21 protein-coding genes and 3 pseudogenes are annotated in these 23110 nt (G+C 73.1%); 10 read left to right on the top strand and 14 right to left on the bottom strand.

Annotation, left to right across the window (positions count from 1 at the left end; genetic code table 11):
• Window positions 1–57: 57 nt before the first annotated feature.
• From ACFY3L_RS19635 to ACFY3L_RS19615, 5 genes and pseudogenes are all read right to left on the bottom strand, one after another.
• Window positions 58–1050, bottom strand: a complete 993-nt coding sequence (locus tag ACFY3L_RS19635) for an ADP-ribosylglycohydrolase family protein (protein WP_389325501.1) — start codon at window positions 1048–1050, stop codon at window positions 58–60.
• A gap of 974 nt (window positions 1051–2024) precedes the next feature.
• Window positions 2025–2915 (bottom strand): annotated as a pseudogene (locus ACFY3L_RS19630) (metal ABC transporter permease).
• 4 nt (window positions 2916–2919) lie between these two features.
• A pseudogene (locus tag ACFY3L_RS19625) lies at window positions 2920–3303 on the bottom strand (metal ABC transporter solute-binding protein, Zn/Mn family); the annotation flags it as partial.
• A 41-nt stretch (window positions 3304–3344) separates the two neighbouring features.
• Window positions 3345–3506: pseudogene (locus ACFY3L_RS19620) on the bottom strand (hypothetical protein); the annotation flags it as partial.
• A 139-nt stretch (window positions 3507–3645) separates the two neighbouring features.
• The gene (locus ACFY3L_RS19615) at window positions 3646–4089 is read right to left on the bottom strand and encodes a hypothetical protein (protein WP_389325498.1); all 444 of its coding nucleotides are present in this window, start codon (window positions 4087–4089) and stop codon (window positions 3646–3648) included.
• Window positions 4090–4268: 179 nt separating this feature from the next.
• Here ACFY3L_RS19615 and ACFY3L_RS19610 point away from each other — a divergent pair, with 179 nt between their 5' ends.
• Window positions 4269–5525: a PQQ-dependent sugar dehydrogenase gene (locus ACFY3L_RS19610; protein ID WP_389325495.1), complete on the top strand. Its 1257-nt coding sequence runs from the start codon at window positions 4269–4271 to the stop codon at window positions 5523–5525.
• Window positions 5522–6220, top strand: coding sequence for a pentapeptide repeat-containing protein (locus ACFY3L_RS19605; protein ID WP_389325493.1), 699 nt, complete (start codon window positions 5522–5524; stop codon window positions 6218–6220). The genes ACFY3L_RS19610 and ACFY3L_RS19605 overlap by 4 nt, the downstream gene beginning before the upstream one ends.
• An 18-nt stretch (window positions 6221–6238) precedes the next feature.
• On the opposite strand, the gene ACFY3L_RS19600 is transcribed toward ACFY3L_RS19605, so the two are convergent.
• The 5 genes from ACFY3L_RS19600 to ACFY3L_RS19580 are packed head-to-tail and all read right to left on the bottom strand — an operon-like array spanning window position 6239 to window position 11848.
• Window positions 6239–7240, bottom strand: a complete 1002-nt coding sequence (locus ACFY3L_RS19600) for a glycoside hydrolase family 43 protein (protein WP_389325490.1) — start codon at window positions 7238–7240, stop codon at window positions 6239–6241.
• Window positions 7237–8136 (bottom strand): carbohydrate ABC transporter permease, encoded by a 900-nt coding sequence (locus ACFY3L_RS19595; protein ID WP_389325487.1) that lies wholly within the window; start codon window positions 8134–8136, stop codon window positions 7237–7239. The genes ACFY3L_RS19600 and ACFY3L_RS19595 overlap by 4 nt, the downstream gene beginning before the upstream one ends.
• Window positions 8133–9002, bottom strand: coding sequence for a carbohydrate ABC transporter permease (locus ACFY3L_RS19590; protein WP_389325485.1), 870 nt, complete (start codon window positions 9000–9002; stop codon window positions 8133–8135). The genes ACFY3L_RS19595 and ACFY3L_RS19590 overlap by 4 nt, the downstream gene beginning before the upstream one ends.
• A gap of 2 nt (window positions 9003–9004) precedes the next feature.
• Window positions 9005–10321: an ABC transporter substrate-binding protein gene (locus tag ACFY3L_RS19585; protein ID WP_389325482.1), complete on the bottom strand. Its 1317-nt coding sequence runs from the start codon at window positions 10319–10321 to the stop codon at window positions 9005–9007.
• Window positions 10322–10324: 3 nt separating this feature from the next.
• Complete coding sequence (locus ACFY3L_RS19580; RefSeq protein ID WP_389325479.1) at window positions 10325–11848, bottom strand: alpha-N-arabinofuranosidase; 1524 nt, start codon at window positions 11846–11848, stop codon at window positions 10325–10327.
• An 88-nt stretch (window positions 11849–11936) separates the two neighbouring features.
• Here ACFY3L_RS19580 and ACFY3L_RS19575 point away from each other — a divergent pair, with 88 nt between their 5' ends.
• Entirely contained in the window at window positions 11937–12932 is a 996-nt protein-coding gene (locus tag ACFY3L_RS19575) for a LacI family DNA-binding transcriptional regulator (protein WP_389325476.1), read from the top strand.
• Between the two features lie 16 nt (window positions 12933–12948).
• On the opposite strand, the gene ACFY3L_RS19570 is transcribed toward ACFY3L_RS19575, so the two are convergent.
• Entirely contained in the window at window positions 12949–13785 is an 837-nt protein-coding gene (locus tag ACFY3L_RS19570; protein ID WP_389325473.1) for a methyltransferase domain-containing protein, read from the bottom strand.
• Between the two features lie 72 nt (window positions 13786–13857).
• Between ACFY3L_RS19570 and ACFY3L_RS19565 the strand changes: the two genes are divergently transcribed.
• Window positions 13858–14298, top strand: coding sequence for a helix-turn-helix domain-containing protein (locus tag ACFY3L_RS19565; protein ID WP_389325470.1), 441 nt, complete (start codon window positions 13858–13860; stop codon window positions 14296–14298).
• A gap of 60 nt (window positions 14299–14358) precedes the next feature.
• On the opposite strand, the gene ACFY3L_RS19560 is transcribed toward ACFY3L_RS19565, so the two are convergent.
• A complete protein-coding gene (locus ACFY3L_RS19560; protein WP_389325467.1) occupies window positions 14359–15744 on the bottom strand; it encodes a zinc metallopeptidase in 1386 nt (461 codons plus the stop codon).
• A gap of 15 nt (window positions 15745–15759) precedes the next feature.
• Here ACFY3L_RS19560 and ACFY3L_RS19555 point away from each other — a divergent pair, with 15 nt between their 5' ends.
• The 3 genes from ACFY3L_RS19555 to ACFY3L_RS19545 are packed head-to-tail and all read left to right on the top strand — an operon-like array spanning window position 15760 to window position 17703.
• On the top strand, window positions 15760–16593 hold the full coding sequence (locus ACFY3L_RS19555; protein ID WP_389325464.1) for an alpha/beta fold hydrolase: 834 nt from the start codon (window positions 15760–15762) through the stop codon (window positions 16591–16593).
• Window positions 16594–16653: 60 nt separating this feature from the next.
• Window positions 16654–17226 (top strand): hypothetical protein, encoded by a 573-nt coding sequence (locus tag ACFY3L_RS19550; protein WP_389325461.1) that lies wholly within the window; start codon window positions 16654–16656, stop codon window positions 17224–17226.
• Window positions 17227–17229: 3 nt separating this feature from the next.
• Window positions 17230–17703 carry a phosphoribosyltransferase gene (locus ACFY3L_RS19545; RefSeq protein ID WP_389325458.1) on the top strand — a complete coding sequence of 158 codons (474 nt, stop codon included), beginning with the start codon at window positions 17230–17232 and terminating at the stop codon, window positions 17701–17703.
• A gap of 82 nt (window positions 17704–17785) precedes the next feature.
• Here ACFY3L_RS19545 and ACFY3L_RS19540 read toward each other — a convergent pair whose 3' ends face one another.
• Window positions 17786–18337: a hypothetical protein gene (locus ACFY3L_RS19540; RefSeq protein ID WP_389325455.1), complete on the bottom strand. Its 552-nt coding sequence runs from the start codon at window positions 18335–18337 to the stop codon at window positions 17786–17788.
• A 158-nt stretch (window positions 18338–18495) separates the two neighbouring features.
• Between ACFY3L_RS19540 and ACFY3L_RS19535 the strand changes: the two genes are divergently transcribed.
• Window positions 18496–19821, top strand: coding sequence for a hemolysin family protein (locus tag ACFY3L_RS19535; protein ID WP_389326085.1), 1326 nt, complete (start codon window positions 18496–18498; stop codon window positions 19819–19821).
• A 174-nt stretch (window positions 19822–19995) separates the two neighbouring features.
• Window positions 19996–21090: a hemolysin family protein gene (locus ACFY3L_RS19530; protein ID WP_389325452.1), complete on the top strand. Its 1095-nt coding sequence runs from the start codon at window positions 19996–19998 to the stop codon at window positions 21088–21090.
• Here ACFY3L_RS19530 and ACFY3L_RS19525 read toward each other — a convergent pair.
• Window positions 21040–22260, bottom strand: a complete 1221-nt coding sequence (locus ACFY3L_RS19525; RefSeq protein WP_389325449.1) for a PP2C family protein-serine/threonine phosphatase — start codon at window positions 22258–22260, stop codon at window positions 21040–21042. The genes ACFY3L_RS19530 and ACFY3L_RS19525 overlap by 51 nt on opposite strands.
• A 160-nt stretch (window positions 22261–22420) precedes the next feature.
• Between ACFY3L_RS19525 and ACFY3L_RS19520 the strand changes: the two genes are divergently transcribed.
• A complete protein-coding gene (locus ACFY3L_RS19520; protein WP_389325446.1) occupies window positions 22421–22801 on the top strand; it encodes an STAS domain-containing protein in 381 nt (126 codons plus the stop codon).
• The last annotated feature ends 309 nt before the right edge of the window (window positions 22802–23110 follow it).

Genomic DNA, 23110 nt, shown 5'->3' with positions numbered 1-23110 from the left:
AGGACCGTCGTCCTGCGGCAGGCGTCCGCGACGACGGCCCGGCACGAGGGGGTGCCGTCAGTCCCAGGCGCGGCCGAGGGTGGTGAGGCCGGCGGCGTATTCGATGCGCGACAGCCACGGCAGCGGCCACGCCGCCATGCCCAGCGACGCGCCCAGGAAGGCGCCGGCGAGGCAGGCGATCGAGTCCGAGTCACCGGCGGTGGTGGCGGCCCGGGCGAGGGCGGTCACCGGGTCGTCCGCGTGGCGGATCGCGCACAGCAGGCCGGTGGCCAGGGCCTCCTCGGCGATCCAGCCCTCCCCGGTGGCCGCGCACGGGTCGCCGCCGTCGTCGGGGGCCGCCAGGGCGGCGTCGAGACGGTCGAGCACGTCGAGGCATTCGTCCCAGCCGCGGCTGATGAACTGCTCCGGCGAGCTCACCGCCGGCTGCTGCCAGAGCGTGCCGAGCCAGTCCGACCGGTAGATGGTCCGCTGCGACTCGCACCGGTCGCGCAGCGCGGCGGGCAGCGACGCGATGGGGGCGCCGTCGCGGAGCAGGCGCACGGCAAGCGCGGTGAGCTCGCTGGCCGCGAGGGCCGTCGGATGACCGTGGGTCATGGCGGCCTGCAGCTGGGCGACGCCCGCGAGGGTGTCCAGGTCGTAGGAGGGGACGAGCCCGACCGGCGCGACCCGCATGTTGGCGCCGCAGCCCTTGGAGCCCGCGACGGTCGCCTCGGTCCATAGCACGCCCTGGGCGAGCCCGCCGCACGCCCGCAGGCACGTCATGCCCGGCGCCCGGTTGTTGTCGGGGCTGTGCGCCCACTCCACGAAGCGGGCCCGCAGCAGCGGCTCCAGCGCGGCGGCGGTGGCAGCGGGAGCGTCCAGCAGCGCCCACCCGACTGCGAGCGTCATCTGTGTGTCGTCGGTGACGAGTGCCGGGTCGCCTTCGAGCTCGCGGGGACCACCGGCCCCGTAGCGCGCGACGATCGCGTCGACCGTCATGAACTCGGTCGGTTTGCCGAGTGCATCGCCGTACGCGAGACCGAAGAGACACCCGGAGGCCGTGGTCGACATGCGATGGATCGTAGCCGGGCCGCACCGACCACCGACCCACCGAAGCCCGCAGCCGCAACTCAGCCGTGTCCGCTGACGGCGGCGCAGCACCATTCGCCGCTGCGGTGACGATGACGCCGACCTGTCAGCACACACTCGTCGTCGCTGTTCGGCAGGTTGACGCCGCAATCCACGCCGCGGCACTGCTCGCAGCGTTCCAGGGTCGAAGGCCGGGCAGACGGCCACCCTCCGGCCCGAGCCCCCACCGGTTCGCAGCGTGGTCGGCCGTTGATCGGGACCGCCGCCCGGACGCCCCGACCCGGACGCCACGGCCCAGACGTCACGGCCCAGACGTCACGGCCCAGACGTCACGGCCCAGACGTCACGGCCCAGACGTCACGGCCCAGACGTCACGGCGGCGGCGCAGATAGGTCCCGACTCCAGTTCGCGGCGTGGTCGGCCTTCGAGCGGACCGCCGCCCGGACTCCCCCGGCCCAGATACCCCAACCCGGACGCCACGCCCCAGATGCCACCGCCCGGATGCCACGGTTCAGGCGTCACGGCCCGGACGCCACTGTTCAGGCGTCACGGCGGCGCGGATAGTCCCGGCTCTCCCTGCCGGCGCACGCTTTGTCGGCCAGGACCCGATCCAGGCAGGTCCGCGGCCAGCCCAGCGCGCAGCGGCGGGACCCGTCTGCCGTCGAGGACCACGGTGAACTGCAGACTGTTGCCGCGGTCAGAACGATCGACAGCGACTTCTTGCCCTGCTCGCAGCCGAGGTGGATCCTGGCGTCAAGGGCACCACGGGAGCGGCCGAAGGCAAGGTCGAATGGCTCCTGCCGAACATCGCCGGGTGAACCGGCCTGCAGATCCCCCATACCGCGCCCCGGCGGCGTGCCGGTCCGTCCGCGCGGTGGAGTCCACCGACACGTCCCAGGTGACGTGTCCGACCTCGGCGACCAGGGCTGCGACGCGACCGGATCTGCGCCCAGACATCACAGCACTGCTCCTGCGGCGAACGTCCCGTCACGGTGGGCACCGGGCAGCGTGCTGATGTGTCCGGACGCTGGTGGGGTCCATGCTGGCGTCCCACCGGATCTGGTCGTGGCGGTCGCATGCGCCTGCGACGCGGTCAGCATCACGGCGCTCCCGTCTGGATCCGTCGCCGGAGCCCGTCGATCAGGTGCCGTGGCCGGAAAACCGGACCCGCGGACACGACGGTCGGTCACCCGCAAAGAATGGGAATCCGCCCGATGGCAGCGGGCCCTGCTGCACTTCGGCGGTCGGTGCGGCATCGACGCCGGCGGACGGTCGGTGGTCGGCAGCCGGAGGGATCGCAAGTGGGGCGCGGTGAGCAGTGAGGCGCCGAAGCAGGTGGCCACGACCAGGCTGACCGCACCTCCGGCGGCGATGTCCCTGGCCCGGGGCAGCAGGAGCCCGCAGACCTTGCCGCTGACGGCGAGTGTGACCGCGAGGGCTGTCATGGTTCCGGTCCGGGTCGCCCATAGTCGCGCTGTGCCGGCCGGTGCGGCGACGAGGGCGACCGTCAGCAGCGTGCCGGCGGCTGGGACGGCGGTGACGACCCACGCACCCGATCAGCAGCAGCACCGTGGCGTCGATCGTGGTGACGGGCAGGCCGGCCGGGCTCCGTCACGGTCGAACGCCGTGAACGTCACCTCCTTCCCCGCACCGCCCAGCACCGTCGCGACGACGGCGAGGTCGTGCCGGTCGACGGTGAGGATGGACCCGGCGAGGAACGCGGTCAGGTCCGTGGCGAGCCCTCGCTGCGCCGACAGCAGCGCGACACCGGCGGCGAGGACGACGGCGTTGGCGGTGCTCGGGTCGTGCCGTCGTGACAGGGCTGCGACGAGCAGCGCGGCGAGCAATGCGGTCGTTGCGGGGATCCGGCCAGATGTGAGGATCCTCCCCGTCGCGGATCGTCACGCCGGTGCTCATGTCGGCGACGTTGCCCTTGAAGCCGGCGGAGGCGATCGTCGCGTCGAGCCAGCCCTCCAGGCCGACGCCGTTCTTGACGAGCACACGGGCGGCTCCGATCGCGGTCACGTCGGCGGCGGGCGGCTCGTCGTCATGTGGGGTCGATGTTGGGCTTGAGGATCTGCGTGACGCTGAACCGGTCACCGCCGGCGGCGCGGGCGAAGCCGGCGACCTGGGTGGTGGTCGCGACGACCGCGAGCCGGTCTCCTCGTCCCGCCGTGGCGGGTGTGCCCGCGTCGCCGCATCGGCGAGCGCGGCCAGGGCCGCGGCGGCGGCCATGGACGTTCGAATTCTCATCATCGTCTGCTCATCGCAGTCCAGTCGGCGAAGTCCGCCCCGGACGCGTGCAGGCCGGCGGCGACGCCGCTGACGACGGCCCAGGCGTACGGCAGCGAGTCCCGCACGCAGGCGACGAACGCGCCGTCGTCGATCGGGCCCGCCTCGGCCCGCTCCAACAGTGCGGTGGGTACGTCCGGTGACATGCTCCTCCGGTTCGGTGAGTTCGAGTTCCTTCCCTCACTGGCATCGGTTTCATTTCCATGGTCAAGCGGAACGGTCGTTTGCACACGGACGGCCCCGGCAGCGCGCGCTGCCGGGGCCGTGCGGGATCGTTCGGGTCGGTTACTTCAGCGAGTTGACGGCGGACGCCGCGCCCTGGCCGGAGGTGCCGCGCGCCGCCTTGGGCTTCGCGGCGGAGCCGGCGGAACCGGTCGAAGCGGAGCCGGCCGAAGCCGGGCCGGCCGAAGCCGAACCGGTCGAAGCGGAACCGGTCGAAGCCGGGCCGGTCGAAGCCGGGGCGGCCGAAGCCGCGCGGGACGACGGCGTCGTGGTGGTGCTGGACGACGCGGCGGATGACATCGCGGGTGATGCCGCGGGCGGCGTGATCGAGGCAGTGGACGACGGAGAGGAGGCGAGCTTCCTCGCCGTCGCCTGCGCCTGCGCGAGGGTCGGGTTGGCACGCAGCTGCCGGGCGCCCTCGACGATCTGCTCGTACTTGCCGCGGCCGGCACGGGTGCCCAGCACGTAACCGGTGGCGAGCCCGGCGGCCAATGTCAGCAGTCTCATCTGGTCTCCTCGAAGGTACGGGCGAAGGTACGGGTGCTCAACTCCCACGGCTTTGTGCCCCGCCCGGCACGAGGTCAAACTCCCGTCGACGATCCTCCGGCACGGGTGAGGCCGGAGGCGGCACGAATTCGTGATCGTGCAGGGAGACGATGTACGGCGGCGCGAGCGGAGGCCGGTCCATGGGAACACCCGTCCGCGCGGGCACCGTCGCGCTCTGCGTGCTGCTGAGCGTCGCCGCCGGCTGCACGGCCGACGCCCCGGCGAAGCCACCGCCGACCAAGAACGCGGCGCCGGGCGTCACCGACCCGACCGCCTTCGGCCACGGTCCGATCGACCCGTCCGCGAGCGGCGACGCCTCGGTCGCCGTCAGCACGATCGCGCGGCACCTCGACGTCCCGTGGGGCCTGACGTTCCTGCCCGACGGCAGCGCCCTCGTCACCGAGCGGCGGACGCTGCGGATCCTGCGGATCGGCCCGGGCAGGGCCGCCGACGGCACGCAGGCGGTCACGCCGGTGACGAAGATCAGCGAGGCGGTGTCGGACAACGAGGGCGGGCTGCTCGGCATCGCCGCGTCGCCGCGGTTCGCCGTCGACCAGACGGTCTTCATCTACTACACCACCCGCGACGACAACCGGATCGCCAGGCTGAAGCTGGGCGAGCGGCCCAGGCCGATCCTCACCGGCATCCCGCGCGGCGGCATCCACAACGGCGGACGGCTCGAGTTCGGCCCCGACGGGTACCTGTACGCGACCACCGGCGAAGCGTCGAGGACCGAGGCGGCGCAGCAGCTCAGCAATCTCGGCGGGAAGATCCTGCGGATGACGACCGACGGCAAGCCGCCGCCCGGCAACCCGTTCCGCGGCTCGCTCGTCTGGTCCTACGGCCACCGCAACCCGGAGGGCCTGGACTGGGGCCCCGACGGCACGATGTACGAGACCGAGATCGGCGAGGCCGTCTGGGACGAGCTGAACGTCATCCTGCCCGGCGGCAACTACGGCTGGCCGCTCGTGGAGGGCATCGGCGGCAAACCGCAGTTCATCGACCCGGTGGTGACCTGGCACCCGGAGGTCGGGGTCAGCGCCGACGTGGCCGTGCTCGGCAGCACCGCCGTCGTCACCTGCCTGCGCGGGCAGCGCGTCTACCTCGTCGCCCTCGACCGCAGCCTGCAGAAGGAGGCCGGCAGGCGGCCGACCGAGGGCGGCGGACCCGACGCGCCGAGCATCCGGTGGCGGCCCAGCGGCGGGGTGGCGAAGAAGCCCGTGGAGGCCCTCGCGACGAAGTACGGCCGCCTGCGCTCCGCCGTCAGGGCACCCGACGGCAGCGTCTGGATGACGACGTCCAACCGCGACGGCCGCCTCGACCGCGGACCCTCCGCCGATGACGACCGCATCCTGCGCCTTTCCCTGAACCCGCTCGTCTCACCGGGCCCACGGTGAACGTCGGCGGTCTGGCGAAGCTGCGACACGCGGTGCGGCACCGGCCGCGTCGCGTCGCGGCGGCCTGCCTGCTCTGCGCGGTCCTGCTCGGCGTGCTGCTGGTCGTACAGACGCGGAACACCGAGACGCATGGACGGCGGTGCGCGGAGGCCGGGGCGGTCTCGATGCCACGCCGGACGGTCAACGACGCCGAACTGTCCCAGCGGCGGCTGCGCTGCGCCGACCTGGAGCGGTCCACTGTGGACGGGTTCGTCCGCGAGGCGAACCTCAGCGGCTCCAACCTGCACGAGGCCGACCTGCGGACGGTGTCGATGGAGAACGTCGACCTGACCGGCGCGGACCTCACCGGCGCCGACGTCCGCGACGCCACGCTCACCGGCGTCGAGCTCGGCCGCGCCGACCTGCGCCGCACCACCTGGGACGGCAGCACGTTCGCCGACACCGGCCTGCGCGGCGCCGTGCTGCGCGGCGCGAAGCTGCGACGGACCGAGTTCCGCCGGTCCGACTTCGGCGGCGCGGACGTCCGGGGCGCGGACCTGACCGGCACCCTCCTGGCCGACACCGACCTGCGCGGCGCCCGTCTCGACGACGCCGACCTCGACGACGTGACGTGGGTGAACGTGGTCTGCCCCGACGGCACGAAGTCCGGCGGTGACCGGCGCGAGTCCTGCGCCGGCCACCTCACCCGGCGGTGACCTTCGGCCCCTGGCCCGTCAGGGGCGTTGCTGCGGCCCGCGCGTCGGGCCGTGGACGACCGGCCGGCCGTCCTCCCAGGTGACCTCGTCGAGCCACAGCTGCCGGCCGGGGCTGACCGAGCCTTCCGCGCCGGGCGGCCACGCGTGGTACAGCAGCCAGGTCCGGCCCTTGAACTCCACCATGGACGCGTGGCCCGGCCCGGACGCGCCGCCGCCGGACTTCAGGACCGGGTCGCCGCCGGGCTTGCGGCACGGGCCGAGCGGCGTGTCGCACAGCGCGTAGCCTTCGGCGTAGTCGGCCTTGTCGTAGGCGTTGGCCGCGTAGAACAGGTACAGCCGGTCCTCGTGCCGCCACAGGAACGGGCCCTCGACGACGTGGCCCTCCCACGGCTCGGTCTGCCGCAGCAGCCGCACCGGCTCCCCCACCAGGCGCAGCCCGTCCTCCGACAGCCGCTGCGACCACAGCCAGGTGTCCTGTCCGACGGCGTTGCCGTCGTTCTTCCACAGCAGGTACAGGCTGCCGTCGCTGTCACGGAAGGGGCTGGCGTCGATGGAGCCGCCGAGGTCCGCCTGGCACACGAGGGGCGCGGCGGCGGTGTCCGTGTACGGGCCGCCGGGCCGCGTGGCGGTCGCCCGCGCGATGCACTGCCGCCCCGAGGCCCGGTCCGCGACGGTCGGGTAGAGCACGTAGCGCTGCGGGCCGAGCGCGATCGCCTCCGGCGCCCACGTCTTGCCGGGGTCGGCCCAGGCGGGCAGCACCGGCATCGCGTCGCCGGCCGGCCTCCAGGTCACGAGGTCCGGCGAGGTGAGCACCGGGACGTTCGACCCGGCGGCGTTGGTGTGGAAGAGGTACCAGGTGCCGTCGGCGAGCACCGCCTGCGGGTCGGGCGTGTCTCCACTGTGGACGGGATTGCTGAACACGGCGTCGCCGCCTTCCGGCTCTGTTGTCGAACGGCCGTCGCCGCAGCCGCCGAGGGAGAGGACAGCGACTGCGGCGACGGCCAGGAGCGGACTCTTCACCCCTTGAGCCCGCTGCGGGAGACGCCCTCGATCACGTGCCGCTGGGCGAGGACGAACAGCACCAGCGCCGGCACGCTGGCGAGCACCGCACCGGCCATGACGACCGGATAGTCGGTGACGTACGCGCCCTGCAGCAGCCCGAGCCCGGCCGGCAGCGTCAGCCGGTCCGCGCTGAACAGGGTGTAGACCGGCCACAGGAAGTCGTTCCAGTTGGTCAGGAACGACAGCACGACCAGGGTGGCGAGCGCCGGCCGGGACAGCGGCAGCACCACCTTCACGAACACCTGCCACTGGTTGGCCCCGTCGAGCACGGCCGCCTCCTCCAGCTCGCGCGGCAGCGACAGGAAGAACTGGCGCAGGAAGAACACGCCGAACGCCGACGCCGCCGTCGGCACGACCAGCACGGTGATCGTGTCGAGCCAGCCGAGCGTGTCCGCGATGAGGAACCCCGGGATGATGAGCGTCGCCGGCGGCACGAACAGGGTCGCGACGATGACGGCGAACACCGCGCCCCGGCCCCGGAACCGCATCCGCGCCAGGGCGTACGCGGCGGTGGCTGCGGTGACGAGCACGAGCGCCGCGTGCAGGGTGGCGGCGAGCATGCTGTTGACGAACCAGCGCAGCACCGGGTTCTGGGAGCCGGCCTCGAACAGCCGCCCGTACCCGTAGGTCGAGACCGGGTGCGGCAGCCACGTCGGCGGGCTCTGCTGCGCGGCCGGGTAGGTCTTGAAGGAGGTCAGCGCCATCCACACCAGCGGGACGACGAAGACCGCCGTGAAGGCGAGGAGGGTGGCGTACAGCGCGACGCGGCGGATGATGTTCAGCGCGCCGGCTCTCGTGGTCGGCACCGGCCGGGGTGGCAGCGCTGTCCCGCGCCCTTCTGGTGGCAGAGTCACGAGTCCTCCTGGTAGCGGAAGAGCCGGAAGTTGGCGACGCTGACGACCGCCAGCATGAGGGTCAGGGTGACGCTCATCGCGGCCGCCCGCCCGGCGTCGTTCTGGCCGAGGCCGAGCTGCACGACGTAGGCGACGACGGTGCGGGTCTCGTTGCCCGGCGCGCCCTGCGTGATCAGGTAGGACTGGCCGAACATGTTCGCCGACGCCAGGATCGTGGTGGTGACGACGAACAGCATCACCGGCCGCAGCCCTGGCAAGGTCACGTGCCAGAACCGCCGCCACGCCGACGCACCGTCCATCCTGGCCGCCTCGTAGAGCTCCGCCGGGATGTCCTGCAGCCCGGCGAGGTAGATGACGGCGTTGAAGCCGCACGTCCACCAGACGGTGACCCCGACCAGCGACACCCACGCCCACGGCGTCGCCGTCAGCCACGGCGTCTCGGTGCCGAGCACGTGGTTGACGAAGCCGAGGTTCGCGTCGAGCAGGAACCGCCACAGCAGCCCGACGACCGCGACGCCCAGGACGTACGGCGCGAAGTACACCGCCCGGAAGAACGTGCGGCCGGGGAACCGCCGGTTGAGCAGCACGGCGACGCCGAGCGGCAGCACGACGAGCAGCGGCACCGACAGCACCGTGAAGATCGCGGTGGCGCGGACGCTCTCCCACCAGTCGCTGTACACCAGCGAATCGGGCGTGAACAGCTCGGTGTAGTTGTCCAGGCCGGTGAACGGCTTGTCGGGCAGCTGGAAGTCCCACTGGTGCAGGCTGAGCCACACCCCCAGGGCGATCGGCAGCAGCCCGAACGCGCCGAAGATCAGCAGGTACGGCAGGAGGAACAGGTACGGTGTCGCGCGGCCGTGCCGCATCGTCAGCTGCCGTACTTCTTGCGGTTGTCCTCCAGCAGCTTGTCGGCCTTGGCGACGCCGTCGTCGAGCGCCTGCTTCGGCGACTTCTTGCCCAGCACCGCCTCGTTGAACGCGGTGTAGAACAGGTTCGTGACGTCGCCGATGCCGGGCGCCGCCGGCGGGAACGCCGCGTCGGGCAGCTCCGCCGCGAGGGCGCTGATCTCGGTCAGCTCCTTGAACTTCGGGTCGTCGCGGACCGCGTTGCGGGCCGGGACCTGCCCGCCGGCCGCCCAGTCCAGGGAGTGCTGGCTGAGCCAGTTGATGAAGACCTTCGCCCCGGCGACCTTGTTCGCGTCGGTCTTCTTCTGCTGCACGATGGTGAAGTTGTGCGAGTTGGCCCAGACGGCCTTCTTTGTGCCGATCTGCGGCAGCGGCGCCACGCCCCACTGCACCTCGGGGCTCTTCTTGAGGTCGTTGACCTGCCAGATGCCGTTCATGTTGATGGCGTTCTTGCCGCTCTTGAGCGCGAGGTAGTCGGCGTCCTGGCCGACGTTGGCCGGGGAGTGCCCGTCGGCGACGAGCTTCGTGCACCAGGTGACCGCCTCGACCGCCTGGTCGGAGTTGAACGCCGCCTTCGTCGCGTCGTCGTTGTACAGCGAGCCGCCGAACTGGTGGACCAGCGAGTAGCCGGTCATGCCGCCGGTGAACTGGAACGGGCTGATCCAGAACCCCTGGATGCCCGCCTTCTTGAACGCCGCGAGGGCCGCCTCGAACGAGGCCCGGTCCGTCGGCGGCTTGGCCGGGTCGAGGCCGGCCTGCTGGAACAGCGTCTTGTTGTAGTACATGCCGAGCGGGTGCATGTCGAGCGGGATGCCGTACCGCTTGTCGTGGTAGATGCCGCCCTTCCACACGGTCGCGGCGAAGTCCGACTCGCTCAGCCCGAGCGCGGCCGCGACGTCGTCGACCGGCTGGATGACCTGGCGCGCGGCGAACGTCGCGAGCATGTCCATGTGCATGACGGCGACGTCGGGGCCGTTGCCGCTGGACACCGCGCCGGGCAGCTTCGCGTAGTAGTCCTCCCACTTGTACGTGGCGACGGTGATCGCGATGTTGGCGTGCTCGGCGTTGAACTGGTCGACGAGCTTCTTGAAGATGTCGCCGTCGCCGCCGGTGAAGCCGTTCCACAGGTTCAGGGTGACCTTGGGCCCGGTGTAGTCCTTGCCGCCGTTGCCCGTGGCGGCGGCGGGGCCCTTGTCGTCGTCGCCGCAGGCGGCCAGCGACACCGCGGCGGCGGCGCCGAGGCCGAGACCCAGCAGCTGCCGTCGGTTGAGTGTGGTCATGGTTCAGCGCTCCTCGTGGGGGTGTGTGAAGCGGATGAGGTTCCAGGAGGCGGCCTTGAGCGGCACGCCGCCGGCGGTGGGCAGTGGCCGCACCCGCGGCGTGACGCGGTCGGGTGCGTCGGCGGTGTTGGTGGCGTCGCCGGCCTCGATGCTGAGGTGCTCCGCCGGCACGAGGCCCGGCATGGCGCGCAGGTCGATCTGCAGCAGCAGGTCGGTGTCGCCGCGGTTGACCGCGAAGACGGCCAGCGCGCCGCTCTCCTCGTCGTGGACGGCGACGGTGTCCACGGACGGCACCAGGCCGTAGCGGGCCGTGTCGTGCGACGGCCCGACCGGCTCCGTGCGCAGCACCGTGCCGCGGGCGTGCCGGGCGGTCAGGGCGAAGGGGTGGAAGATGCTCTGCCGCCAGGCCGGCCCGCCGTCGACGGTGCGGATCGGCCCGATGACGTTGGCGAGCTGCGCCTGGCAGGCGACGCCGACCCGGTCGGCGTGCCGCAGCAGCGTGATGAGCAGGTCGCCGACGACGACGGCGTCGGTCGCGGTGAACGTGTCCTCGATCAGCGCCGGCGCCTCCACCCAGTCACGGTCGAGGTCGGCGGCGAGGCGCTGCTGGTACCAGACGTTCCACTCGTCGAAGGACACCTTGAGCCGGCGGGTCCGGCGCTGCTTGGCGGCGACGTGGTCGGCGGTCGCCACGACCTCACGGATGAACGCGTCCATGTCCACGGCGGACGCCAGGATGCTGGCCCGGTCGCCGTCGGTCGGGTCGTAGTAGGTGTGCGCGGAGATGTAGTCGACGTGCTCGTAGGTGTGCTCGAGCACCGTCGCCTCCCACGCGGCGAACGTGGGCATCCCCCGGTTGGAGCTGCCGCAGGCGACGAGGCTCACCGACGGGTCGACCATCTTCATCGCGCGGGCGGTCTCGGCGGCGAGCCGCCCGTACTCGTCGGCCGTCTTGTGCCCGACCTGCCACGGGCCGTCCAGCTCGTTGCCCAGGCACCACAGGCGGATGCCGTACGGGCTCTCGGCGCCGTGTTTGCGCCGCAGGTCCGAGAAGTGCGTGCCGCCCGGGTGGTTCGCGTACTCCAGCAGGTCGCAGGCCTCCTGCACGCCCCTGGTGCCGAGGTTGACGGCCATCATCGGCTCGACGCCGGCCGCCCGCGCCCACGTCATGAACTCGTCGAGGCCGAATGCGTTGGTCTCGATGCTCTTCCAGGCGAGGTCGAGTCGGCGCGGCCGGTCGCCGGCCGGGCCGACGCCGTCCTCCCAGCGGTAGCCGGAGACGAAGTTGCCGCCCGGGTAGCGCACCACCGACACGCCGAGCTCGCGGGTCAGCTCCAGCACGTCGCCGCGCAGCCCCAGGCCGTCGGCGCTCGGATGGCCCGGCTCGAAGACGCCGCCGTACACGCAGCGGCCCATGTGCTCGACGAACGACCCGAAGAGCCGCCGGTCGGCGGGGCCGATGCGGAACGCCGGATCGATCGTGACCTTCGCCGTGTGCTGAGCGACGTGCCCTGCCGAGGTGTCCAATCCTGTCGCCTTCCGTGTGAACGTGATGACTTTGTACAACGTTGAATACAACGTTGTAAAGAGCTGCGCGCACGGTACAGTCCTTCGCGTGCGCCACAGACTGAAGGACGTCGCCGAGCGCGCCGGGGTGTCGGTGAAGACGGTGTCCAACGTGGTCAACGGATATCCGCACGTCCGGCCGGACACCCGCGCCAAGGTCGAGGAGGCCCTGGCCGCGCTGGACTACCGCCCCAACCTCTCCGCGCGCAACCTGCGCCTGGGCCGGACCGGTGTCATCGCCCTCGCCGTGCCCGAGCTGGGCCTGCCCTACTTCGCCGAGCTCGCCCGCCACGTGGTGGACGCCGCCGCCCGCCACGACTGGACCGTGCTCATCGATCAGACCAACGGCTCCGCCGAGCAGGAGCGCATGGTCGCCCAGGGCATCCGCGACCACCTCATCGACGGCGTCATCTTCAGCCCCCTGGCCCTGACCGCCGCCGACCTGTCGGCCGCCTCGGGCCGCGCGCCGATGGTTCTGCTCGGCGAGCGCGTCCACCACGGCCCCGCCGACCACGTCGCGATCGACAACGTCGCCGCCGCCCGCGACATGACCGCCCACCTGATCGCCCTGGGCCGCCGCCGCATCGCCGCGATCGGCGCCCAGCACACCGCCGAGGGCGTGACGGCCCGGCTGCGGCTGTCCGGCTACACGGCCGCCCTCACCGACGCGGGCCTGCCCGTGTCGGACTCGCTGATCGCACCGGCCTCCGCCTGGCACCGCACCGACGGCGCCGCCGCCATGCGCTCACTGCTGGCCGCCCGGCCGGACGCGGTGTTCTGCTTCAACGACACGCTCGCCCTCGGCGCCCTGCGCGCCCTGCACGAGGCCGGTCTCCGCGTCCCCGGCGACGTGGCGGTCGCCGGCTTCGACGGCATCGAGGACGGCCGCTTCTCCGTGCCGACCCTGACCACCATCGCCCCTGACAAGGAGCGCCTGGCCCAGGTCGCCGTGGACCTCCTCGCCGCCCGCCTCGCCGGCCCCGACGGCGCCCCGCCCCAGGAACGCCTCGTCGCCTACGAGCTCCGCCGCGGCGAGAGCGCCTGACGGCTGAGGTCGCTGGTCACACCGTCGGGGCGTGCGCGTCGACCTGCCAGCAGGCGGCGGTGAAGCGGACCTCGGCGCCTGCTGGTAAGTCGACGACGAACGGGGCGAACGCGGCGCGGACGGTCTCGACGATCCGGGTCCGGGCAGGCTCGGCGACGTCGCCCAGGACCAGGCCGAGCGGGCCGAGCCGGGTGAAGTACGGCACGAGCGACGCCTCCGGGAAGGCGCACGGCACGTCGAGGGGGCGGATGTCGACCGCGGTCCAGCCGGCGTCCCGCAGGATGCCCCGCACCTTCGCCGGGTCGGCGAACGCGAACTGCCCCGGCGCGTCCGGCCGGCGCCGCGGCAGCGACGGCAGCAGCGGCGCCGCGGCCCGCTCGGCCGTCGTCATGAACGGGTTCTCCTCGACGCCGCGCCAGGTGACGGCCCGCAGGAGCGCGCCCGGCGCGGCGGCGCGGCGCAGGTTGGTGAACGCGCGGACGGAGTCGGCGAAGAACATGACGCCGAACCTGGAGATGATCGTGTCGAACGCCGCCGCCCCGAAGTCGTGCTCCTGCGCGTCCGCCTGGACGAAGACGGCCGGCACCCCCTCGCGGCCGGCGCGGTCCGCGGCGGCGGCGATCATCGGCGCGGCGATGTCGACGCCGACGCAGCGGCCGCCGGGGCCGGCCTTCCGGGCGGCGGCGACGGTCGTGCTGCCGGCGCCGCAGCCGACGTCGAGCACGCGGCCGCCGCCGCGGACCGCCGCGGCGAGCAGGTCCTCGAACGGCCGGAACACCTCGTCCAGCATCGCCTGCGCCGAGACCCACGCCGCACCGGCGCGCCCGTTCCACAGTGCCGTCTGCGCTTCCATGCTCTGCTCTCCTTGCCATGAACGGTGACGGGATGGGACCGTTTCACTTCAAGCCGACTTGAGGTCAAGCCGATGACGAACCTGGACATCGCCGAGGTGGCGCGCCGCTCGGGGCTGGCCGTCTCGACCCTGCGCTACTACGAGGAGAAGGGCCTGATCGCGTCCGCCGGCCGGGCCGGCCTGCGCCGCCAGTTCGACCCGGGCGTGCTGCGCAGGCTCGCCCTGATCGCGCTGGGCCGCACCGCCGGCTTCTCCCTCGACGAGATCGCGCTCATGTTCGCCCCCGACGGCAGCCCGCGCATCGACCGTGCCGTGCTCGCCGCGAAGGCCGACGACCTGGACGCGACGATCGGCAGGCTCACCGTCCTGCGCGACTCCCTGCGCCACGCGGCCGCCTGCCCGGCACCCAGCCACATGGAGTGCCCCACCTTCCGCCGCATCATCCGCGCCGCCGAGTCCGGCGCGCTGGCGGCGGGCGACCGCCCGCGGTCAGGCGGCGGACCGCGCCGCTAGGTTCGCCGGCGGTCCCGGCCGGTCTTGCACATCCACGGGCGAGGAGAACCACAGCACCGCTCAGGCGCACTTCGACATGCCGCCCAGGGTGCCGTCGCGGAAGGCCGCGATGCGGTCGAAGGCGGTGGCGTCGTTGCTGGCGCCCGCGCGGCCGAGGACGAGCAGGGCGGCCACGGCCTCGTCCAGGTCGCCCGGGGAGAGGCGGAGGCCCTCGGTGCGGTTGAGCAGGTCGTTGGTCCACGAGCCGGCCAGGCAGTCGACCGTCAGCTGGCCCTCACGGCCGGTCGCCGGCTCGCCGCGGCGTTCCTGGGCGACGCGGGCGAACAGGTCGGCCAGGAGCATGCCGACGGCGTTGTCGCCGATGTGCTCGTACAGCTGCGGCCCCAGCTGCTTGTCGTCGAAGGCGATGAAGTCCCGGCTCGTGCAGGCGAAGGCCGGCGACGGGTCCTGGCCGGGGCAGTCGGGCGGGTCGGCGGGGTCGAACGGGACGACCTTGACCTGCTTCCACGGCTCGCCGGTGAGCTTCGGGTAGGCGCGGCTCCAGTACGCGGAGGCGTCGGCGGACAGCTCGGACACCGCCTGCTCGTAGGGCAGGTCGCCGCCGGACGCGGCCTCGTCCTCGGAGCTGAACGGGATCTCGGTCACCGGCAGGTTCCGGGCGTTGTACGCGGCGCAGTGGCCGGCGCCCTGCTCGACACCCTCCTGCAGGGCGCGGACCCGGTCGAAGGCGTTGCCGTGCGCCTGCGAGGCCTGGGCCGACACGCCGGGCTGGTCGCGGAGCGTGAGCATGCCGGCGACGGTGCTGTCGAGCTCGTCGGGGGTGGCGGCGGCGAACTTCGAGGAGTGCCCGGCGGCGACGTCGGCGATCCAGCTGCCGGCATAGCAGTCGGCCTGCTGCTCCAGCACGATCGTCGGCTGGCCGCCCTGCCGCAGGCGGGTCTGCACGGCGTGGCCGTACTCGTGGGCGAAGACGACCGCGACGAGCAGGCGGCCGAAGTCGGCGTCGAGCTGCGGGACGAGCGTCTCGGCGTCCCAGGCGATGAAGTCGCCGGCGGAGCAGTAGAAGGCGTTCGGCTGGTACTGCCACCGCTCGGGCCCGCACGCCGGTGGCGGGTCCCGCCGGGTGTACGGGTGGTAGCCACCGGTCACGGGCTCGAAGGGCGCACCGCCGGACAGGCGCGGGTAGGTGGCGGACCAGAACCGCTCGACGTCGGCGATGGCGTCGCGCGCGGTCTGGTCGGCGCGTGCCGCGTCGGGCGTGCGACCCAGGCCGCCGCCGAGCGGGGCGCCGCGCCGCTCCTGGTCGCCGCCGGTGCCGATGGCGCAGCCGACACCCACCGCGAGGGTGACCGCGGCGGCCAGGACGCGAACGAGCCGGCTCACCTCTTGCAGTTGCCCCGCCGCGTCCGGCCCGAAACGCCACGGCGGGACCGGATCGAGAGGCACGCATATCATCGCCCGGTGGACTACTTCGACGGCGCCGACGGCACCCGGCTCGCGTACCACCGCGGCGGCGCGGGCAGCCCGCTGATCTGCATCCCGGGCGGGCCGATGGTGGCCTCGTCGTACCTCGGCGATCTCGGGGGACTGTCCGCGCACCACGACCTGGTCCGGCTGGACCTGCGCGGGACCGGCGGGTCCGACGCGCCGCAGGACCCGGCGACCTACCGCTGCGACCGGCTCGCCGACGACGTCGAGGCGCTGCGGGAGCACCTCGGCCTGGACCGGGTCGACCTGCTGGCGCACTCCGCCGGTGCGGCCGTCGCGGTGCTGTACGCCACCCGCCACCGCGACAGGATCGGCCGCCTCGTGCTGGTGACCCCGTCGCCGCGGGTGGTCGGCCTGGAGATCGGCGACGCGGACCGGCGGGAGGTCGCGCGGCTGCGCCACGCCGAGCCGTGGTTCCCGACCGCGTACACCGCGTTCGAGCGGGTGTGGGCCGGCGAGGCCGTCGCCGCCGACTGGGCGGCGATCACACCGTTCACGTACGGGCGGTGGGACGACACCGCCCGCGCGCAGGCCGCCGAGCAGGACCGGCTGCGCAACGACGAGGCCGCGAAGGTGTACTACGACGGCGTCGACACGGCGGCGGCCCGGGCGGCGATCGGCGGCCTGCGGGCGCGGGTCCTGCTGATCGCGGGCGAGCACGACGTGGCGCTGCCGCCGAAGCGCGCCGCCGACTACGCGGGCCTGTTCCCGCACGCCGAGGTGGCCGTCCAGCCCGCCGGCGGGCACTCCCCGTGGCTCGACGACCCGGCCTGGCTCGCGACGACGGTCAGCGCGTTCCTGAAGTAGGCCGTTGCATCGCCTTTGTACGTTGGTCCGCGCACACGGACCGACGATCAAGGAGCATGCATGAAGCGCCTGGCGCTTTCGACATTGTTGGTGACGCTGATCGGCCTCACCGCCGCCGGCTGCAAGTCCGACGAGGCGGACTCCCCCGCCGCGCCGGCGACCACCGCCGGGGGCGCGAGCCAGGCCGCGGACCAGTACCCGAAGGGTGACGACGGCGCGAAGGCGCTGCTGCAGGCGCTGCCGAAGGACCCCGCGCTCGTACAGAAGCTGCAGCCGACGGCCGAGGACTACAAGGCGCTGTTCGTGGGCGCCGCCGCGGCGAAGGCCGAACAGTTCTACAAGAAGAGCGTGTGGACCGGGCAGAAGGTCGAGGTCGCCGGCAGTGCCGGCCAGACCGAGCTGAAGCTGGCGAAGGCCACCAGCGACGACCTGAAGGCGTGGACCTCCGCGGCCGAGGCCGAGTTCCCCGGCGGCTACAAGGACGTCGGGCCGCACCTGCAGCCCGGGGTCACCTGGTACCGGTGGAAGTACACCGAGCCGGGCAAGGACTCCGGCATGGCGTTCGACGGTCTGGCCCACGTCAACGGACACTGGGTGTGGACCCCCAAGCCGTGGAAGGCGCTCGAAGGGTAGGCGATGGCGGAGCGGGAAGAGCTGAGCTGGCAGGAGTTCGGCGCGGCCTCGCGGGAGCTGGCGCAGGCGGTCGCCGACGACGGGTTCCGGCCCGACGTGGTGCTGTCCATCGCCCGCGGCGGGCTCCTGCTGGCCGGCGCCCTCGGGTACGCGCTCGACGTGAAGAGCATCGTGATGATGAACGTCCTGTACTACACGGGCGTCGACGAGCGGCTCGAGGCCCCGGTGGTGCTGCGCCCGACCCCTGACGGCGCGGATCTCGCCGGCGCCCGGGTGCTCATCGCCGACGACGTCGCCGACACCGGCGCCACCCTGCGGGTCGTGCACGACTTCTGCGTCGAGCACGCCTCGGACGTGCGCATCGCGGTGCTGTACGAGAAGCCGCACACCGTCGTGCGGTGCGAGTACGTGTGGCGCCGCACGGACCGCTGGATCAACTTCCCGTGGTCGGCCGAGCCGCCGGTCACCGGCGCGTGACGGCGGGGGTGCGGCCGGTCCGCGCCCCCGCCGGTGCTGGCACGGCGCGTCCCCGGCGGTGCGTCGTGCCGCGGGCCGGCGGTCAGCGGGTCTTCCGCGCCGGGCCGCTCGTGCTGTAGCCGCGGCCGTTGTACGAGCTGCCGTTGTACGCGCGCCAGAGGTCGCCGTCGCCGGGCCGCCCGGCCTGGAAGGCGCCGTCGCCGAGCCGGCCGACGACGAACCCCGCGGCGGCGGCGGCCAGCAGGAACGTGTCGGGCCGGCGGGTGACGTCCTGCACGCTCTCCAGGACGCCCTCCGGCCGGTGCCCGGCGAGGTAGTCCGCGACCCGGCGGCCGCCCCGTGGCGTGACGGCCTTGTTCGTGGCCGGGCCGCCGCGCCCGCCGGGCATCCGGTCGAGCTCGCCGGCGAAGCGGCGCACGCCCCCGGCAAGTCCCTCGTTGCGGCCGCGGGCCTCGGCGCCGACCCGGTCCCGGACGTCCCGGGCCAGATCGCGCGCCAGATCGCGGGACTGGGACCTCGGCTCGCCGGCCGCCCCGGCCCCGCTTCGGCCCTCGTGTCCGAGCTCCGCCATCACAACCTCCAGGGTGTTCGGGGGATTGCCGCCCTTTACCCGGGCGTCATCGGCGGTAATCACCGCGACGAAGGTGGATCGGCCGGACGCTTGGAACGATTCAGCCTCACAGTACCGGTGCGGGGCGCTTCCCAGCGATCGTTCAGCGAAGCCTGCTAGCGTCGGATCATGGTTGGTTGGAGTACCGGGCCGGGCTGCGCCCGGCTGACTTTTGGTCCCTCATGCTGATCCTCATCGGCCTCGTGCTCATCGTGGTGCTCACCGCCGCGACCGGCTATTTCGTCGCAGCCGAGTTCGCTTATGTGGCCGTGGACCGCGCGAAGCTCAAGCGCGCCGCCGACGGCGGTGACCTGCCGTCGCGGCGGGCCCTGCGCGTCACCGGACGGCTGTCGTTCATGCTGTCGGGCGCGCAGCTCGGCATCACCGTGACTGCCCTGCTCGTCGGGTATGTCGCCGAGCCGTTTCTCGGCAGGGGTCTCGCGCGGCTGCTGGGCACGGCCGGGGTCCCGCAGGCGGCGAGCGCGTCGGCGGCGGTCGTGCTGGCGCTGCTGACGGCGACCGTGGTGCAGATGGTCCTCGGTGAGCTCGGCCCGAAGAACTGGGCGATCGCCCGACCGGAGGCCCTCGCTCGGGCCCTGGCGCGGTTGACGCTGGTCTACCTGGCGCTGGCCGGCCCGCTGATCCGCATGTTCGACGCGGCGGCGAACCGGCTGCTGCGGCGGGTCGGCATCGAGCCGATCGAGGAGTTGCCCGAGGGCGCCACCCCGGAGGACCTGGAGCGCATCATCGCCGAGTCGCGCACCGGCGGGCTGCTCGACGCCGACACCTCGCAGCTGCTGCAGCGCGGGCTCGCGTTCCGGGCGCGCACCGCCGAGGAGGCGATGATCGCCCGCGTCGACGTGGTCACGGTGGCCGCGACCGACCCGGCGATCCGCCTCGTCGAGCTGTTCGACACCGGGCACACCCGCTTCCCCGTCGTCGGTGCGAGCGTCGACGACCTGATCGGCGTCGTCGGCGGCGCCGACCTCGTGGCGCTGCCCGCTGCGGACCGGCACAAGGTGACGATGGCGGAGATCGCGCTGCCGCCGGTCCTGGTGCCGTCGACGGCGGCGCTGCCGGCGGTCCTGGAGCGGCTGCGCACCGAGCACCGGCAGCTGGCGTGCGTCATCGACGAGTACGGCGGCTTCGCCGGCATCATCACCCTGGAGGACGTCGCGGAAGAGCTCGTCGGGTCGATCCGCGACGAGGACGACGCGCCGGAGCCGTCCGCGGTCCGCCAGCCGGACGGCTCGTGGCTCGTCCCGGCCCGCTGGCGGGTCGACGAGGTCGCCCGCACCACCGGCGTGACGCTGCCGGAGAGCGACGACTACGACACCGTCTCGGGTCTCGTGCTGCAGCGCCTCGGCCGAATCCCCCAACCCGGCGACACCGTGGACGTCACGCTGCCGCCCGCGCTCCCCGACGACGACGCCCCGCCCCGCGAGGTGCGCCTGGAGGTCCTGACCGTGCACCGCCACGTCCCAAAGACGATCCGGGTGTCGGCATGAGCGGGCCGGAGCGCAGCGGAGGGCCGCGAAACAGGATTGCGGGTTGGGGCTCAGGCCGGCGCCGGAGCGCAGCGGAGGTGACGGCATGAGCGGGCCGGAGCGCAGCGGAGGGCCGCGAAACAGGATTGCGGGTTGGGGCTCAGGCCGGCGCCGGAGCGCAGCGGAGGTGACGGCGTGAGCACCGGATGGGCGTTGCTCGTCTCCGCGGTGCTGCTGGCGGCGAACGGGTTCTTCGTCGCCGCCGAGTTCGCCCTCGTGGCCAGCAAGCGGCACCGGCTGGAGCAGGCCGCCGCCGGTGGGAGCCGGGCCGCGGCCGCCGCGCTCGCCGGCAGCCGCGAGCTGTCGCTGATGCTCGCCGGCGCGCAGCTGGGCATCACGCTGTGCTCGCTGGGGCTCGGCGCGCTCGCCGAGCCCGCGGTCGCGCACCTGCTCGACCCGCTGTTCCACGCCGTGGGGCTGCCGGAGCGGTTCAGCTACCCGATCGCGTTCGTGATCGCGCTCGCCGTCGTGGTGTTCCTGCACATGGTGGTCGGCGAGATGGCACCGAAGTCGTGGGCGATCAGCGACCCGGAGCGCTCCGCGCGGGGGCTGGCGCTGCCGTTCCGGGCGTTCACCCGGGTCGTGCGGCCGCTGCTGGCACTGCTCAACGGCCTCGCCAACGCGTGCCTGCGCCTCGTCAAGGTCCGGGCACAGGACGAGCTGTCCGCTGCGCACGGGCCGGAGGAGCTGATGATGCTGCTGGAGTCGTCCCGGCAGCACGGCACGCTCGCCCAGGACCAGCAGGAGCTGCTCAGCCGGGTGCTGCAGCTGCAGGACACCACCGTCGCGCAGGTGATGACCCCGGCGGCGGCGATGGTGACGGTACCGCTGGACGCCACCGCGACCGACGTCGAGCTCGCCAACCGGTCCACCGGCCGGTCCAGGTTCCCGGTCGTCGACTCCCTGGGCGGCGTCGTCGGGGTGGTGCACGTCCGCGACGCGCTGCGGGCGACGACGGCTGGTTCGGCGGCGACCGCCGCCGACCTGATGACCGCCGCGTTCGCCCTGCCGGCCGGCAGCAGCGTGCTGGCCGCGGTCCGGTCGATGCGGGAGTCCCGGGCGCAGCTCGCCGTCGCCACCCAGGACGGCGCGCCGGTCGGCCTGGTCGCCCTGGAGGATCTCCTGGAGGAGGTCATCGGCGAGTTCGACGACGAGACCGACGTCGCGACCGGTGCGAGGTCAGGTCAGGCGCTGCTGGTACGGAGCGCTGCGCAGCGCCGCGACCGGTGACCATTCGGCGAGCACGAGGGTGGCGTCGTCGGCCGGCGCGCCGCCTTGGTGCTCGGCGACGGCGTGCGCGAGCCGGCGCAGGGTCTCCGGCGCGGGCAGGCCGGCGCTCGCGTGCTGCTCGGTGAGGTCGATGAGCCGCTGCACGCCGAACTCCTCCCCGGCCGCGTCGCGGGCCTCCGTCACGCCGTCGGTGTAGAGCAGGAGCCGGTCGCCACCCTCCAGGTCCTCCTCGGCCACCTCGACGTCGTCGTGCACCCCGAGCGGCATGCGGCGACCGGCGGCGAGGTCCCGGACGACCCGCCCGGTGCGCAGCAGCAGCGGCCGTGGGTGTCCGGCGTTGATGTACCGCAGGCGCCCGGCCTCCAGGTCGAGCTCCGCCAGCACGGCGGTCACGAACCGACTGTCCGGGAACTGCTCGGTCAGCGCGGCGTCGGCGGCCCGGGCCTGCGCCCGCAGGTCGCCGCCGGCACGGCGGACCGCGCGCATCGCCGACATCGCCACCCCGCACGCGAGGCTGGCCGCGAGCCCGTGTCCGACGGCGTCCAGGATCACGATCCTGGCCCGCGCGCCGTCGATCGCGTAGTCGAAGCCGTCACCGCCGACGTCGTAGCACGGCTCGAGAATCGCGCTGATCACCATCCGTTCGCAGGCCGACGTGAGCGGCGGCAGCAGCTGCCGGAGCAGCTCCGCGGCCGGCGTCATCGACCGGGACCGGCGCACCTGGGCGAGGAAGTCACCCTTGTGGGAGGTGACGGTGACCAGGTGACCGATCAGCCCGGCGAGAGTCTCGCAGCGGGCCCGCAGCGAGCCGTCGCGCACCTCCGGCTCGTCCTCGCCGACCTCGAACTCGACGACCCCGAGCCGGTCGGTGCCGTTGACGATCGGCACGCACCAGCCGCGGTCACCCTTCGGCATCGAGCTGACCATCGCGAACGCCTGCCCCGCCGCCGTCGTTTCCACCGGCTGTGGCGGGGGTAGCGGGTACCCCGGACGCGGCACCGGGCACAGGGACCGCTGCTCCTCGTCGACCAGGTAGATGGTGGCGTCGATCCCGAGCGGCTCCAGCGCAGCGTCCACCGCCGTGGCCAGCCCGTCCGGCTGGAACAGGTGTGATCCGTCGAGAATCGCGCTGAACGCTTCCAGCCAGCGCGCTTCCACCGTCGCCGCCATGCCTCGCTCACCCCTCGGCAAACCAAACACGGTCGCATGCGCGACCCATCCGTCACACCGGTCGCGCGTGCACCCCGCGATCGGTTGTACGGATTCCCATCCCCGCCGCGCCGGAAACGGACCCTGTGGCCGTCCGCAGGTTCCCGTTACGCTCGGGGTTGTGGAGTTCTCCCTGGACCGCGACGAGTCCCAGGTGACGGAGGAACACGTCACCGCCGACGTCACCGACCGCGACGGTGCCGTCGTCGTATCGGTGCGGGGCAAGGTCCTTTACGACACCCTCGCCCCGCTCGCCGACGTCCTGGCCGGACTGACCGAACGCCCTGCGCTGCACCTGGTGCTGGAGCTGTCGGACGTGCCGATGTGTGACTCCAGCGGGCTCAACCTGTTCGTGAGGACGCGGTCACAGCTCGTCGCGACCGGGGGCTGGCTGCGGCTGACCGGCACCCGCCCTCTGGTCGACAACGTGCTGCACATCACCAACCTTGACCGCATCCTCACCCGCCACGCCACCGTGGAGGAGGCCATCGCCGCGGGCTGACAGTCCGGCCGCTGCCGGTGCGCCCGGGCCGTCCCGGTCGTGGTCATCGGCCTCGCCGGCCCCGCCATGGCCGCCCCCTCGAAGCGCGAACAGGCCGAGGCCGCGGCCCTGCCGCCGTGATCGAAGTCGTGAGGTGGTCGTCCAGACGGCCAGGACCGTCCTTCGATCAAGGTGAGAGATCCGCGGTCCCGGTGGTGGCGACCGGCTTCCGGAGCGGGCCGTCGAGAGCCGTTCGTGCGGTCGTCTCCAACCGGTGCCGCCCTGGCGCCGTGATCGAAGTCGTGCTGTGGTCGTCCGGACGGCCAGAAC

The organism is Dactylosporangium sp. NPDC000521, assembly GCF_042898305.1.
Lineage (GTDB): Bacteria > Actinomycetota > Actinomycetes > Mycobacteriales > Micromonosporaceae > Dactylosporangium.
This window is presented reverse-complemented; position numbering and strand designations above follow the sequence as displayed.

What these genes read in the sequence shown, in the direction of transcription:
- ACFY3L_RS19635 (WP_389325501.1), bottom strand. Translation starts at nt 1,050, where the DNA reads ATGTCGACCACGGCCTCCGGGTGTCTCTTCGGTCTCGCGTACGGCGAT.
- ACFY3L_RS19615 (WP_389325498.1), bottom strand. Translation starts at nt 4,089, where the DNA reads ATGAGACTGCTGACATTGGCCGCCGGGCTCGCCACCGGTTACGTGCTG.
- ACFY3L_RS19610 (WP_389325495.1), top strand. Translation starts at nt 4,269, where the DNA reads ATGGGAACACCCGTCCGCGCGGGCACCGTCGCGCTCTGCGTGCTGCTG.
- ACFY3L_RS19590 (WP_389325485.1), bottom strand. Translation starts at nt 9,002, where the DNA reads ATGCGGCACGGCCGCGCGACACCGTACCTGTTCCTCCTGCCGTACCTG.
- ACFY3L_RS19585 (WP_389325482.1), bottom strand. Translation starts at nt 10,321, where the DNA reads ATGACCACACTCAACCGACGGCAGCTGCTGGGTCTCGGCCTCGGCGCC.
- ACFY3L_RS19570 (WP_389325473.1), bottom strand. Translation starts at nt 13,785, where the DNA reads ATGGAAGCGCAGACGGCACTGTGGAACGGGCGCGCCGGTGCGGCGTGG.
- ACFY3L_RS19565 (WP_389325470.1), top strand. Translation starts at nt 13,858, where the DNA reads ATGACGAACCTGGACATCGCCGAGGTGGCGCGCCGCTCGGGGCTGGCC.
- ACFY3L_RS19550 (WP_389325461.1), top strand. Translation starts at nt 16,654, where the DNA reads ATGAAGCGCCTGGCGCTTTCGACATTGTTGGTGACGCTGATCGGCCTC.
- ACFY3L_RS19545 (WP_389325458.1), top strand. Translation starts at nt 17,230, where the DNA reads ATGGCGGAGCGGGAAGAGCTGAGCTGGCAGGAGTTCGGCGCGGCCTCG.
- ACFY3L_RS19535 (WP_389326085.1), top strand. Translation starts at nt 18,496, where the DNA reads ATGCTGATCCTCATCGGCCTCGTGCTCATCGTGGTGCTCACCGCCGCG.
- ACFY3L_RS19525 (WP_389325449.1), bottom strand. Translation starts at nt 22,260, where the DNA reads ATGGCGGCGACGGTGGAAGCGCGCTGGCTGGAAGCGTTCAGCGCGATT.